Annotated in this window: 6 protein-coding genes and 1 tRNA gene; 3 read left to right on the top strand and 4 right to left on the bottom strand. The window is 66.0% G+C overall.

The genetic code is table 11. The features are described from left to right. The first annotated feature begins 276 nt into the window (after positions 1 to 276). From C1A13_RS00530 to C1A13_RS00520, 3 genes are read left to right on the top strand one after another with little or no spacing between them, the layout of a single operon-like run. Positions 277 to 2325 (top strand): hydantoinase/oxoprolinase family protein, encoded by a 2049-nt coding sequence (locus C1A13_RS00530; RefSeq protein ID WP_101548103.1) that lies wholly within the window; start codon positions 277 to 279, stop codon positions 2323 to 2325. A 5-nt stretch (positions 2326 to 2330) separates the two neighbouring features. Next, positions 2331 to 4037 (top strand): hydantoinase B/oxoprolinase family protein, encoded by a 1707-nt coding sequence (locus tag C1A13_RS00525; protein WP_242970787.1) that lies wholly within the window; start codon positions 2331 to 2333, stop codon positions 4035 to 4037. A 14-nt stretch (positions 4038 to 4051) separates the two neighbouring features. Then, positions 4052 to 4381: a cupin domain-containing protein gene (locus tag C1A13_RS00520; RefSeq protein WP_101548099.1), complete on the top strand. Its 330-nt coding sequence runs from the start codon at positions 4052 to 4054 to the stop codon at positions 4379 to 4381. 62 nt (positions 4382 to 4443) lie between these two features. Here C1A13_RS00520 and C1A13_RS14750 read toward each other — a convergent pair whose 3' ends face one another. The 4 genes from C1A13_RS14750 to C1A13_RS00495 form a co-directional block, all read right to left on the bottom strand. Then, positions 4444 to 5121, bottom strand: coding sequence for a hypothetical protein (locus C1A13_RS14750; RefSeq protein WP_172439104.1), 678 nt, complete (start codon positions 5119 to 5121; stop codon positions 4444 to 4446). Between the two features lie 84 nt (positions 5122 to 5205). Further along, the gene (locus C1A13_RS00505; protein ID WP_101548093.1) at positions 5206 to 10323 is read right to left on the bottom strand and encodes an Ig-like domain-containing protein; all 5118 of its coding nucleotides are present in this window, start codon (positions 10321 to 10323) and stop codon (positions 5206 to 5208) included. An 824-nt stretch (positions 10324 to 11147) separates the two neighbouring features. Next, a tRNA-Gly gene (locus C1A13_RS00500) sits at positions 11148 to 11221 on the bottom strand. Positions 11222 to 11366: 145 nt separating this feature from the next. Then, positions 11367 to 12572: an LPXTG cell wall anchor domain-containing protein gene (locus tag C1A13_RS00495; RefSeq protein WP_101548091.1), complete on the bottom strand. Its 1206-nt coding sequence runs from the start codon at positions 12570 to 12572 to the stop codon at positions 11367 to 11369. Positions 12573 to 12983: the final 411 nt, after the last annotated feature.

Raw genomic sequence — 12983 nt, 5'->3', positions numbered from 1 at the left:
CGGTTCAGGCGGGCGCGCGCCCTCACCTCCGGGTATTGTCCGTGGGGCGGGGCGCGGCGCGGGGGGCGGAAAACCGCGCGGCGCAGCCGCGCGCACGCGCCTGGCGCGCGGGCGCCCCGAAGGGGCGCCGTTTTCCGTCTCCGTCTCCCCCTCCGCGCCAAAAAACGCGGTGAATTTTCTGCGGTAAAGCGTCAAATAGCCCTTCCCCCGCGCGGACAAATATCGTATAATGGAACCATAACTGCGGCGCTCCGCCGCATATGGAAGGGTGGTCACATGCGAGTAGCAACAGACATCGGCGGGACCTTTACCGACCTGGTCGCCGTCGGGAAGGGCGGCGAGGTCTACCTGGCCAAGAGCCATACCACGCCCCCCAGCTTCGAGGAGGGGGTCATCCACGTCATCGAAAAGAGCGGCGTCGACCCCAGGGGCGTCGAGGCGTTCATCCACGGCACCACGACGATCATCAACGCGCTCACCGAGCGCAAGGGCGCGAAGACCGCCCTGCTGACGACGAAGGGGTTCCGCGACGTTCTCGAGATCGCGCGCTGCAACCGGCCCGACCTCTTCAACCTCGTGTTTGCCAAGCCCCGCCCCTTCATCCCGCGCTACCTGCGCCGGGAGGTGGCCGAACGGGTCGCCTTCGACGGCAGCGTGCTGACGCCCCTGTGCGAGCGGGACGTCGAGGAGGCGGTCGCCTTCTTCAAGGCCGAGGGGGTCGAGGCGGTCGCCGTCTGCTACATCAATTCCTACGCCAACGACGCGCATGAGCGCCAGACGGTCGCGCTGGTCAAGAAGCTCTGGCCGGAGGTGTTCGTCACCTCCTCCATCGAGGTCACCAAGGAATGGCGCGAATATGAGCGCACCTCCACCGTGGCGCTCAACTCCTACGTCATGCCGGTGGCGGCCTCCTACCTGAACCATCTGGAAAGCCGCCTCGACGAGATCGGCTGCGCCGGGGAACGGTACATCATGCAGTCCAACGGCGGCACCACCACCTTCGCGCAGGCCCGCCGCACCCCCATCAACATGGTGGAGTCGGGGCCGGTCGCGGGCGTGTTCGGCGCGGCGATCCTCGGGCAGGCGGTGGGGGAAAAGAACATCATCGCCTTTGACGTGGGCGGCACCACCGCCAAATGCTCGCTGATCGACGACGGCGAGGTGAAGGTCACGACCGAATACCGCATCGAGCGCACCGACAGCTACGCGGGCTACCCGATCATGGCGCCCGTCGTGGACATCGTCGAGATCGGCAACGGCGGCGGCTCGATCGCCTGGATCGACGAGGCCGGCTCCCTCAAGGTGGGGCCGCAGTCGGCGGGCGCGCTGCCCGGCCCCGTGGCCTACGGCAAGGGCGGAACCGAACCCACCACCACCGACGCCTGCCTGCTCACCGGGCGGCTGTCCGCCAAAAACTTTGACAACGAGGTCGATCTCGAGAGCGTGCGCCGCGCCGTCCGGGAGAAGGTGGGCGACGCCTTCGGCATGACCGCCGAGGAGGCCGCGATGAGCATCATCCGCGTGGCCGACTCCAACATGTTCAACGCCCTCAAGCTCATCTCGGTGCGCCGGGGCTACGACCCGCGCGACTTCGCGATGGTCGCCTTCGGCGGCGGCGGCCCGATGCACTGCGCCTACCTCGCGCGGGAGCTCAACGTGCGCAAGGTGATCGTGCCGGTGGCGGCGTCGGTCTTTTCCGCGTGGGGGATGCTCATGACCGACCTGCGCCACGACTACATCCAGACGAAGATCTGCCGCATGAACGAGGTCGCGCTCTCCGAGCTCAACGCCATGTGGGACGGCCTGGTCTCCCAGGCCCGGGCCCAGTTCGCCCAGGAGGGAGTCCCCGACGGGCAGATCGTCTACAGCTTCATCGCGGACATGCGCTACATGGGGCAGGAGCACACCGTCAAGGTGCACGTGCCCCCCGTCCCCTGGACCGACGAGGTCAAGGCGGAGATCGTGGCCCGCTTCCACGAGACGCACGAGCATTTCTACACCTACCGTCTGCCCGACACCCCCACCGAGATCGTGAATTTGCATCTCGTGGCCTACGGCAGGCTCCAGAAGCCCGAGCTGCACCGGATCGACCCGCAGCGGGGCCCGGTTTCCGGCGCGGTCAAGGAGACCCGCCCCGTCTACTTCACCGACGAGGGCTGGCAGGACACCCCCATCTACGACCGGGAGAAGCTCGGCGCGGGCGCGGCGGTCTCCGGCCCGGCGATCGTCGAGGAGGTCACCGCCTCGACCGTCGTCTGCCCCGGGCAGTCCCTCACGGTGGACGGCTACGGCAACCTGATCATTGAAACGGAGGTGCGGGAGTGATGGCAATGAAGATCGATCCCGTGACGCTGGATATCGTCAAGGATTCGCTGATCGCGGTCAGCAACGAGGTGTTCTACGCGTTCGCGCGCACCTCGATGAGCCCCATCATCTACGAGACGCTCGACTACGCGAGCGGCATCGCCGACGCGGACGGCAGCCTGCTCACCCAGGGCAACGGCGCCTGCGCCTTCATCGGGCTGATCGCCCCGATGATCCAGGAGATCGTCCAAAAATTCGGCAAGGAGCAGATGAAGCCGGGCGACGTCTACCTCATCAACGACCCCTACATGGGCGGCGGCACCCACCTGTCCGACATCGGCATGGTCATGCCCGTCTTCTACGACGGCGAGATCGTCGCCTTCGTGGGCAACAAGGCCCACTGGTCGGACATCGGCGGCATGGCCTCCGGCTCCTTTACGACCGACTCCACCGAGGTCTTCCAGGAGGGCCTGCGCTTTTCGGGCGTCAAGCTGGTCGACGGCGGGGAGCTCTGCGCCCAGCTCGCCGACATGATCAAATCGAACGTCCGCTTCCCCGCCGCCTCGGAGGGCGACATGTGGGGCCAGATCGCCTCGCTGCGCACCGGCTACCGCCGTATCGGCGAGCTCTGCTCCAAATACGGCGTCGAGGTGGTCCGGGGTTCGATGAAGCGGCTGCTCGACCAGGGCGAGATCGTCGCCCGCAAGCGTCTGGCCGAGATGCCCAACGGCGTCTGGGAGATGGAGGAGTTCATGGACGACGACGGGCACGGCAACCCCGTCAAAATCAAGGTGAAGATCACGATCACCGACGACGAGTTCCTCGCCGACTTCACCGGCAGCAGCCCGCAGGTGGCCAGCCCCATCAACACCGGCTACAGCTCCCTCTGCGCGGGGGTCAAGGTGGTCTATATGTCCATCCTCAACCCGAGCTTGGCCGTCAACGACGGCGTCTTCCGCCCCATGCGGGTCATCGCGGAGGACGGCTCCGTCCTGCGCTGCCACAGCCCCGCCCCCACCTCCTGCTACTTTGAAAGCATGATCTATTCCTCCGACGTGGTCTGGAAGGCCCTCGCCCCCATCTTCCCCGAGTTCCTCGGCGCGGGGCACATGCTCTCCGTCTGCTCGGTCGTGCTGGCGGGCCTCCACCACAAGACGGGCGAGCCCTTCCTCATCGTCGAGCCGACGGGCGGCGGCTGGGGCGCGAGCCGCGGCAAGGACGGCGAGGTCGGCCAGTTCTGCGTGGGCGACGGCGAGACCTACAACGTCCCCGTCGAGATGGCGGAAAACCGTTACGGCATCATGATTGACGAATACTCCCTGCACACCGACGGCGCGGGTGCGGGCGAATACCGCGGCGGCAGCGGCGCGGTGCGCGCCTACCGCGCCCTGACCGACGGGCAGCTCTTCACCGCCTCCTTCGGCCGCAACAAGTACCCCGCGTGGGGCGCGGCGGGCGGCGGCGACGGCTCCTACAACTACTTCGAGTTCCACCGGGCGGACGGCTCGGTGGAGGGGCCGTTCGGCATCGTGGCGCGCACGGTGCTGGGCAAAAACGACGTGGCCTACATGGTCACCTGCACGGGCGGCGGCTACGGCGACCCGATGAAGCGCGACCCGGAAAAGGTGGCGTGGGACGTGAAAAACGGCTACATCACCGTGGAGCAGGCCAGGGAGGACTACGGCGTGCTCGTCGATCCGCGGACCTTCGCGGTCGCCGGGCTCCGCCGTTAAAAGGAGGCGCAAGGATGCTGGTACGCGACAAAAACGCGATCCCCCCGGTGGTGCGCGCCGACGGCGTGGCCATGACCGACCTGCTGGGCGGCGAAATCCCGGCGGGCGCGGGGGTGACGATGGGGTACGCCGTCTTCCCGCCCGGAACGGTGGTGCCCCCCGCCGCCCACACGGGCGACGAATACTCCTTCATCCTCTCGGGGACGGTCAAGTGCGAGGCCGGCGGCGTGGTGCACACCGCGTCGGCAGGCATGGCGACCTTCATCCCCGCCGGGGAGACGCACAGCAGCTTCAACGACGGCGCCGCGGAGGCGGCGCTCGTCTGGATGCTCGTCGAGAAATAAAAAGAGGCGGCCGCCCGGATGGGCGGCCGCCTCTTTTCTTTTTCACGCGGGGAGTTCCCCGGCTACTTCCGGTACTTATAGTAGATCGTGTAGGAGCTGCCCGACTTCTTAATCGAGACCTGCACCTCGGTCGGCGCCTCCTCCGTCTCGATGTCCTCCCCGGTGATCGGGTTGGTGGGCGCGGGCAGGGCGCTGCGCATCGACTGCATCGTCAGCTCGTTGATGATCGCGCGCAGCCCGGCGCGGCGGTCGCCCGCGTCGACCTTCACCTTCAGGAAGGTGCTCTTGAAGTCGTCGCCGTCCACCACTTGATAGCCGTATTTCCGGATCTCCCGCTTGGCGCGGTCGAGCAGCCATTCGGCCTCCTCGTCCGTCTCCTCCCCGCTGCCCGCCGGTTCGGCGGCTTCGCTCACGGGCGCGGCTTCCGGGGCGCTCGAGGCCTCCGCCGCGGGAACGGCTGCGGCGCCGGAACCTTCAGGCGCGCTGGAAACCTCGGGCACGCTGGAAACCTCGGGCGCGCTGGAAACCTCAGGCACGCTGGAAACCTCGGGCGCGCTGGACGCCTCGGGCGCGCTGGACGCCTCGGGCGCGCTGGACGCCTCGGGCACGCTGGAAACCTCGGGCGCGCTGGACGCCTCGGGCACGCTGGAAACCTCGGCCGCCGGCTCCGCCGGCGCGCCGCACGCGGCGAGCTGCGCCGCCAGCAGCGCGGCGCACAGGATACAAACCGCCTTTCTCACAATCACCCGCTCCTTCCTCTCTGACAGGGGAAGCCGAAGCGGCGGGGCCGGGGCGTGCCCCGGCCCCGCCGTCGGTTTCCCGGTTTACCGGATCTCGATCGTCCCGCGCGCCGATTTGGCCATGAGGCCCTCGGTGTGCGGCGTGACATAGACGCTCTCCGAGACGAATTTCCCGGACAGCGGCATGCTGACATAGTAGCTCAGGGTGTAGACGTCGGGGCCGTCCGCGTCGGGGCCGCCCCCGTCCGTTACGCCGTCGCTCGGAGGGATGACCTTCCCCCGGGCGCCGTCGTCCGCCACCGGCTCCTCGGCAAAGAAATCCGGGTCGGCCTCCTCGGCCGCCAGCTCCCGCTGCTCCCGCTGCTCCCGCTCCCAGCTCCCGCGGTCGCGGTAGATGTAGCCGCTGACCGTCTGGGCCTCGTTTTCCACGCCGCCCCACATCCAACCGTTCGCATCCTGGTAGCTCTGGGCGGGCAGGTAGCGCATCCCCGCCGGGATGAGGTCGGAGACCGTGTAGCAGCCGTCGGGCGCGTCGGGCGCGAAGGTGACGCGGATGTCGACCCGCGCGGTGCCCGCGCGCTCGAGGGAATCCGCGCCGACCGGAGTGTAGGTCTTTTCGACTTTGAGCCTGCTCGTCGCGGCGCCCGCGTCCGCGGTATGCGCGGTATAGGCGGCGCAGGCATAGAGCTCCTTGCTCCCCGAAAAATCCGCCTCCGCGAGCGCCTGCGCGCTCAGCGAGAAGGATTTGCAGCCCCTGCCCGAAAGGGAGATCTCCCGCCGCTCGCCGTTCTGCGTCACGCTGAACTTCGCCGCGCTCTCCCCCGCCGGGAGCTTGAAGTGCTCGAGGTAGGCGAGCTGCTCGAGGTTCGGGAGCACCTCCGACCGGGCGCGGTCGGTGTCCGCGCCGTTTAAGAAGCGCATGAGCGGGCCGGCGTCGGGATGGGAGGACACCGAGGTGAGCAGCAGCGCCGCCGCCGTGTTTTGGATGCGGTCGTCGAGCGAACCGCCCGCCTCGACGTATTTGACCGCGCCCTCGCTGACGAGCTGCCCGCCGAGCGATTCATAGACCGCGTCCGCGCCGGTAAAGTCGCCGAGCTGCGCCAGCCCCGCCCCGAGGTAGAGCTTCTGCGCGGGGGTGAGGGAGTCCCCCTCCCGCTCGAGCATGCGGGTGATGTCGAGCAGCACCGGCTCCCCGGCCGCCGCGAGCCCGAGGTAGGACATCACGCGCTCGTCGGGGGTGGAGGAGGCGTCCGCGAGCTTGCCGCGCAGGAACGCGACGGCGTCCGCCTTGTTGATCAGCTCGGGGGCCACGACGAGCATCTTGGCCGTCACGGCCGCGTCCCCCTCCGCGAGCGGCAGCAGCTTGACGCCGCCGTCCTCCTGGAGCGATTCGAGCCGGTAATCCTTGCGGACGGTCTCCCGGTCCTCCGGGTCGAGCAGCTCGTTTGCCGCGACGCGGGCGCGGTAGGCCGCGACCAGCAGCTCGGTGCGCTCCCCGTCCTGGGCGGACAGCCGCTGGAGGCCCTCCATATAGGCTTTCATCCGCTCGTCGTAAACGGTGAGCTTCACCGGGTAGCGCGCCGGCTCCAGCGAGCCGACCTCGGAGAGCGGAAGGTTCCTGACGACCGGGACGGCGAGCCCCTCCTCCACGACCGAGAACTCCTTCTGGAGCGCGTCGGAGTGGGCGCCGCAGGCCGCCTCAAAGCGGACCGCATAGCCGCCCGCCTCGTACTTGCCGAAGTTGAAGGGGGTGTGATCGGACGCGCGGCCGGCGCCGGTCAGCCGGTCGACCTCCGCGCCCGTCCCATCAAGGATGACCGCCGTGTAGGAGACGGCGTCCCCCGACTGGATGCCGGTGCCCGCCGCGGTCACCGACATCGAGAGGTCGTCCCCCGCGAGGTAGCTGTCGGTCACGACGGCGTTCAGGTAGAAGGGCTGTGTCGCCACCGCCCGGGAGGCGACGCTGCCCGCCTTGAGGTCGGGGGTGACCGCCAGCGCGGTGACCCGCCAGGAGGTCACATTGTCGGGCAGCTTGACCGAGAGGACCGCCTTTCCGTCCGCGCCGAGCTGCGCCGTCTGGAAGGCGGCGGTGTCGAGGAACTCCCTGCGCAGGTAGGCGCCGGCCCCGCCGCCGCCCGTGTCCGCGGCCCCTTCGGCCCCCGCGGTGTTGGGGATCGCCTTGCCGCTCTCGTCGTAGGCGCGGTAGGAGACCGCCTGCCGCACATAGGGGTGGTAGATGCTCCCGTAGAGCTGGCCCGCCAGGTCGACCGTCTGGCTTCCCAGCGCGAAGACCGCCTCGTCCACGACCCCGACGACGGCCGAGCCGGAGACGGGGTTCCCGGCGGCGTCCACGGCCGCGAGGGTGATCTCCGCCGTATCGCCCGGCCGATAGGCCTCCCTGTCGGGCGTGACCGTCAGGGTGAGCTCCCTGCCGCTGTAGTCGTAGGAGACGTTGTGCGGGTCGATCGGGTAGACGTGCCGCCCGTCGAAATACGCGCCCGCGAAATAGACGTTGGGGAGGTAATCCTCCTTCATCGTCAGGGTGATCTCGTCCCCGTCGGTGACCCCCGCCTCAAACGCCTTGCGCTGCATGGCGGTGTAGAGGATGCGGCCCCGGTTCTCCGTTTTCACGCCGTTGGCGTAGAGCCCCAGCGTGATCGGATCCCCGACGTCCGCCGGGTCGTTGGCGTGCGGGTCGCTTCCGTCCACAAAGGTGTAGCTCACGAGGCCGTCCGCGCGCGGGTAGGGCGTCCTGCCGTGGAGGCTGTCCGCCACCGTGCCGATGACGCCGCCGTCGAACTGCGCCTCGAACCAGTAGAAGGTCTCGTCGCCGTCGGCGTAGGCGGAAAGCCCGGTGAAGACCGCGCCGCCGCCCGACGTGCCGCCGCGCAGGGTGTCCACCACCCGTTCGGCGCGCTCGTAGCGGTAGCTGGTGACGGTGCGCTTGTTGACGTAGTCGTAATAGCTGCTCGTGGGGACCCTGGTGTAGCTGATCTCATACACCGTCAGGGTGACGGGCAGGTCGGCGGAAACCCCCGCCAGCCGGTCGAACTCGTCCTCGTAGACGGCGCGGGCGAGCGGACGGGCGGCGCCGCCCTGGAAGAGCTTGGAGGGATCGAGCGACGCGGTCCGCACCGTGACGTCGCCGGTGGCCTTGTCGCGTTCGGTCCTGGCCGCGATCCGCGAGGGCAGCACGGTGATCGAGCCCGACTCATAGAAGTAGCCGCCGTCCTCCCTGCCCGAATTGTCCACCGTGTACCAGAGGGACTGGGGCGTCCAGCCGAGCGCCGACTGCCGGTCCTGGCGCATCTGGGCGAGGTTCAGCCTGGTCGTGTGGGTGGCGCGGCCCTGCTCGTCGAGCCGGATGGCCGTCCGGCCGGGCCCGTCGGGGCCGGCGCTTCCCATATAGTTACCGCTGAAGGTGAGCTCCCCGCCCGAAAGCGGGGTCCCGTCGTAGTAGCTCGCCTCAATCGTGAAGGTGACCGGATCGGTCGCATAGTACCAGTCCTTGTCGGGCGTGACGGTGATCCGGTAGGCGGGCTTCTGGTAACGCTCGATCGAAAAGCCCTTGGAGGTGTAGACCCCCTCGTCCCCGTCGGTGACTGAGAAGGCGTACCAGTCCTGCCGGATCCCCTGCAGGGACATGCTCCCCTCAAAGGTGCCGTCCGCCGCCACCGGGACCCGCACGCGGGTGATCTCCGATTCGGGGCCGTACTGCCCGAGCGTCGCCCACACCGCCTGCGGCAGCCCCTGCACGCCCGTGCGCGGCTTGACCACGCCCCAGAACCGGACAGCGTCGTCCGGCTGGTAGATCTCGCGGTCGGTGTAGAGCGCGGTATAGAACCGCTCGTTGAGCGGCGTGTCCTCCCGCGCCGAGAGGGAAGCCTTTTCAAAGTAGACCGTCCGCGCGTCCCGGATGACCGACAGATAGGCGTCCTCCGTCTCGCCGGTCATGACGCGGGCGGTGCCGTCCGCCATCGTCGTGGCGGTGCGGGTCTGGCCGCTCTCCGCGTCCTCCCACTCGAGCACCGCGCCCGAAAGCGGCCCGCCCGTGACCGGGTCGTTCACCCACACGAGGGTGTCCCCGTCGGACGACTGGACATAGACGCTCAGGTTGCAGACCTGGAGGAGCTTCTGGACAAACTGCTCGTTGCCCTCCCGGTCCTTGCCCGAGACCGTCGCGATGTAGCAGCCCTCCTCGAGGTCGTCCGGAAGCGGCGCGTAGAGCTCGCCGCCGTATTCGTCCGCCGGCAAAAGCTCGCCCGTGAAGGAGGCGGTCTCCTCCAGACCGGTCGTGTTGGCCACATAGTCGGTCTTTTCCCCATACCGTTCGGCGTAGAACGCGTCGCGGTCCCGCTGCTCCTTGATGAAGCCGCTGATGTCCGCGTAGCGGTGCAGCGAGACGTCGAAGGGCAGCCCGGTCATGTCGTCGCCCGCGTAGAGCGCCACCGACAGCGGATCGCCGGGCAGGAAGGTTTCGGCGTAATCCCCCGCCAGCCGCAGGCGCATGTAGTCCCAGCGGTCGGCCTCCTCCCCCGTCGTCTCGAAGGAAAAGTGGAGGTCCTCCTTGAGGCTCATGCCGCCCGGCGCGGTCAGCCCCGCCTTGACGGTCACCCGGTAGATGCTGTCGGGCGAGAGCGGTTCCGCCGGGCGGAAGATGACGGTGTAGTCGTTCGTCTCAAAGCTGCCTGCCGTCTCCGGCTTGATCTCGAAAAAATCCTTCAGGTTCACGCCCGGCGCATTGAAGGTGAACTCGATCCCCGCCTCGAGCGGCACATAGCTCGCGCCGTCGCGCGGGTAGACCCCGCTCACCGCGAGGTCGCTCTTCGTCTGGAAGGCGAACGACTGCACCACCGCCTTTGTCGCCGGGTTGATCACGCGGATCGTATAGACGGTGTTGTCCATGAGCGGCACGCCAGGCACCAGCGTCCAGTTTCTGCCGCTTCCGCCGATCGTATAGTCGCCGATGTCCGGCTCGATGTCCAGCATCGCGCGCAGCTCGTCCTGCGACACCCGCCAGCCCGTCGTGATCGTAAAGGAGCTGTCCGCCGCGAGCCCCAGCTCGGTCTTCTGGGTCGCGCCGATCTCCACCGACGCCATCACCATGTCCCCCGTCGGCCGCGAGAGCAGAAACGCCGCCCCCGCCGCCGCCAGGATGATGACGCCGACGATCGCCGGGATCAGCCATCTCTTCTGTTTCATTGGAGTACCTCCTTTCCGGGGGAGCTTTCGAGAAAGCTTCCCCGGACCCCTTCTTTCCGGGGGAACTTTCGAGAAAGTTTCCCCGGACCCCTTCAAAGCGTTTGGTTCAGGCCGGCCGCCGCGCCATAGAACAGGCGCGCGGCATGCGGCGGGGCTTTTGGCCGCGCGGTAACGTTTCTCCCGGGCGCCCGCCGCGGGGCGGGGCGGAAAACCGGGCGGCCCCGCCGCCCGCGCGCGAAGGCACGGCCTTCGCGCGAACGCCCGCCGGGCGTTGTTTTCCGCCCGCGGCCTTCCGTCCAATCAGTGGCAAATTCAGGACGGATTCGTGCATCTCCAGTATACCATATTTTTCGACAGGGAAAAACAGGCGGGCGGCGGAAATGTAAAAAAGCCCCTTCCCGTTCGCAGGGGCGGAGTTTTTGGGATTTTATGCGATGAAAAACCCCCGTTTAAGCAAATTTGCTTAAACGGGGGTTTGGAGCAGGCAACGGGGATCTACCCGCAACCTGAAAAACAGCCCACCGGTCTGTTTTTCGCGCGCTGCGGCGTGCCGGCCTGTTCGATCCCTCGTTATGCTTGCCAAAGAAAAAGGCCGCCGCGTCCCGACGGCAAAAACGTTACCGCGCATCCGCGCAAACAAAAACGCCGGGCCCCATTGCGAACGGGGTCCAGCGTCACGCTGGTGGAGCAGGTAACGGGGATCTACCCGCGGCCTGAAAAACAGCCCACCGGGCTGTTTTTCGCGCGCTGCGGCGCGCCGGCCTGTTCGATCCCTCGTTATGCTTGCCAAAGAAAAAAGGCCGCCACACGGCGGCCTTTTTCTTTGGAGCAGGTAACGGGGATCGAACCCGCGTTGTCTGCTTGGGAAGCAGAAGTGTTGCCATTACACCATACCTGCACAGTGGATTTATGATAGCATTTTTTGGCGGGTTTGTCAACCGCCCCGCGCGGCGGAAAGGCGGGGCAAAAATTATCCCGCCGGCTGTGGAGGCAGCCGGCGGGGATCATTTTATCTCTCTGTCGAAAATATCTGACGGGTCAGATTATTTCACTTTGCGGAACGCAACAGCGCCAGCAGCAGCCAGGGAAACAACGGCGGCTACGAGAGCCACGTTGACCATGTCGCTGGAACCGGTGTTCGGGATGTCCTTGCCATTGTTGGTCGGGGTCTCAACATCGGCGGGCTCGGAGGTCTCCGGCTCGTCAACGGTCACATCGAGCTCGGTGTCGGAGACGATGTAGGTGCCCAGCTGACGGGTGCGGATGGACCAGCCTGGAATCTCCTCGTCGTCCTCGGAGTAGGTGAACTTGGAGGTGACGTCGGTCAGATAGCCGTCGGCATCCAGCTCATAAATGAAGCAGTTTTCCGGATCGGGGGTGTAGTCGTCGTCGTCATCCCACGGAATACCGAGGGTCAGGGTCGCCTTGGAGGTCGCGGGAACGGTCGGATGACCGACAAAGTCATAGAACCACAGGTCGGCGTCGACGGGATCGCCGTACTCGGCATAGATGTCGCTCATGTTGGAGGTGGACAGACGCGCATAGAACTTCTTCGCATCGTCGTCAGCCTCGAACTTGAGGGCCGCGCGGTCGTCGCCCCAGATCAGGGTGTTGGTGTCATTTTTGTCGGGATCCATGTAGACGCGGTCGCCGACGTCCGGGTTATCATCGTTGCCCTTTTTCTCGTTGCTGATCCAGAGGTTGTACTTGAAAGTAACCTCATAGTTATCAGTCCACTTGGCATCATTCGCACCGCTGCTCTCAGTCTTGGAGCCGGGTTTGCAGCCAGCCAGCTTGTAGTTCTTCGCCTTGAAGGTGATCGTACCGGTGGACTTATGCTCATCGGTGTCGGTGACATCTTTCAACTCGAACTTCAGGTAAGCAGTACGCTCCATGCTGCCCAGCTTCTTGTCGTCAACGACGGAAATCTTGGAAATCAGCTTAGAGCCAGCATCCTTATCAACATCGAACTTAAAGTTTTTGGTGTCAACCAGATCCTCAACGGTAAAATCAACATCATCACCGTCTTTAATCTGGGTGTCCATTGCCGGAGAAATCGGGACATAGAAAGTCGAAGCGGGCTCGACGGGATCGCCCTTGATTACGTTTGCAGCAACGCTGATATCGCTGACCTCTTCGCCATCCCCATTATACACTTTCGCAGGGTCAACCGCATCTGCGGCAAACGCAACGGCCGAGAGGCTCAGCACGCAAGCCAGCGCCAGCACCAAAGAAAGTACCTTTTTCATTGGTAAGTTTCCTCCTTAAAAATCAGTTTTAAAATGCCATGTTGAGAGAGGGTCCTCCAACCGCTCCCTTAACTGTTTCCAATTATAGCGTGTGCCGCTGCCAATGTCAAGCGTTTTTGTAACCAATTTGTAACTTTTCAAAAATTTTTGTTACCTGATTGTAATTATTTTTCCATTTATTGTAAATCATTTATATTCAGCCATTTTTGCATAAAATAACCCCGCGAGCGTGAAGAGTCCCAGGCGCACGGCATCCACGGCCCCAGCCCGTGGATGCCCTCGCGTTTGGACAAGCCAAAGCGCGTGCGCCTCACGGGCGGAGGGTCAGCGACCCTCCCCCGTGTGCCCCTACCCGGTGGCCACCGATCGCGGAATATAAAAATACCCCGCGAGCGTGGAGAGTCGCTCGCG

The organism is Anaerotruncus massiliensis (ex Togo et al. 2026), assembly GCF_900199635.1.
Taxonomy (GTDB): Bacteria; Bacillota; Clostridia; order Oscillospirales; family Ruminococcaceae; genus Anaerotruncus; species Anaerotruncus massiliensis.
This window is presented reverse-complemented; position numbering and strand designations above follow the sequence as displayed.

What these genes read in the sequence shown, in the direction of transcription:
- C1A13_RS00530 (WP_101548103.1), top strand. Translation starts at nt 277, where the DNA reads ATGCGAGTAGCAACAGACATCGGCGGGACCTTTACCGACCTGGTCGCC.
- C1A13_RS00525 (WP_242970787.1), top strand. Translation starts at nt 2,331, where the DNA reads ATGAAGATCGATCCCGTGACGCTGGATATCGTCAAGGATTCGCTGATC.
- C1A13_RS00520 (WP_101548099.1), top strand. Translation starts at nt 4,052, where the DNA reads ATGCTGGTACGCGACAAAAACGCGATCCCCCCGGTGGTGCGCGCCGAC.
- C1A13_RS00505 (WP_101548093.1), bottom strand. Translation starts at nt 10,323, where the DNA reads ATGAAACAGAAGAGATGGCTGATCCCGGCGATCGTCGGCGTCATCATC.
- C1A13_RS00495 (WP_101548091.1), bottom strand. Translation starts at nt 12,572, where the DNA reads ATGAAAAAGGTACTTTCTTTGGTGCTGGCGCTGGCTTGCGTGCTGAGC.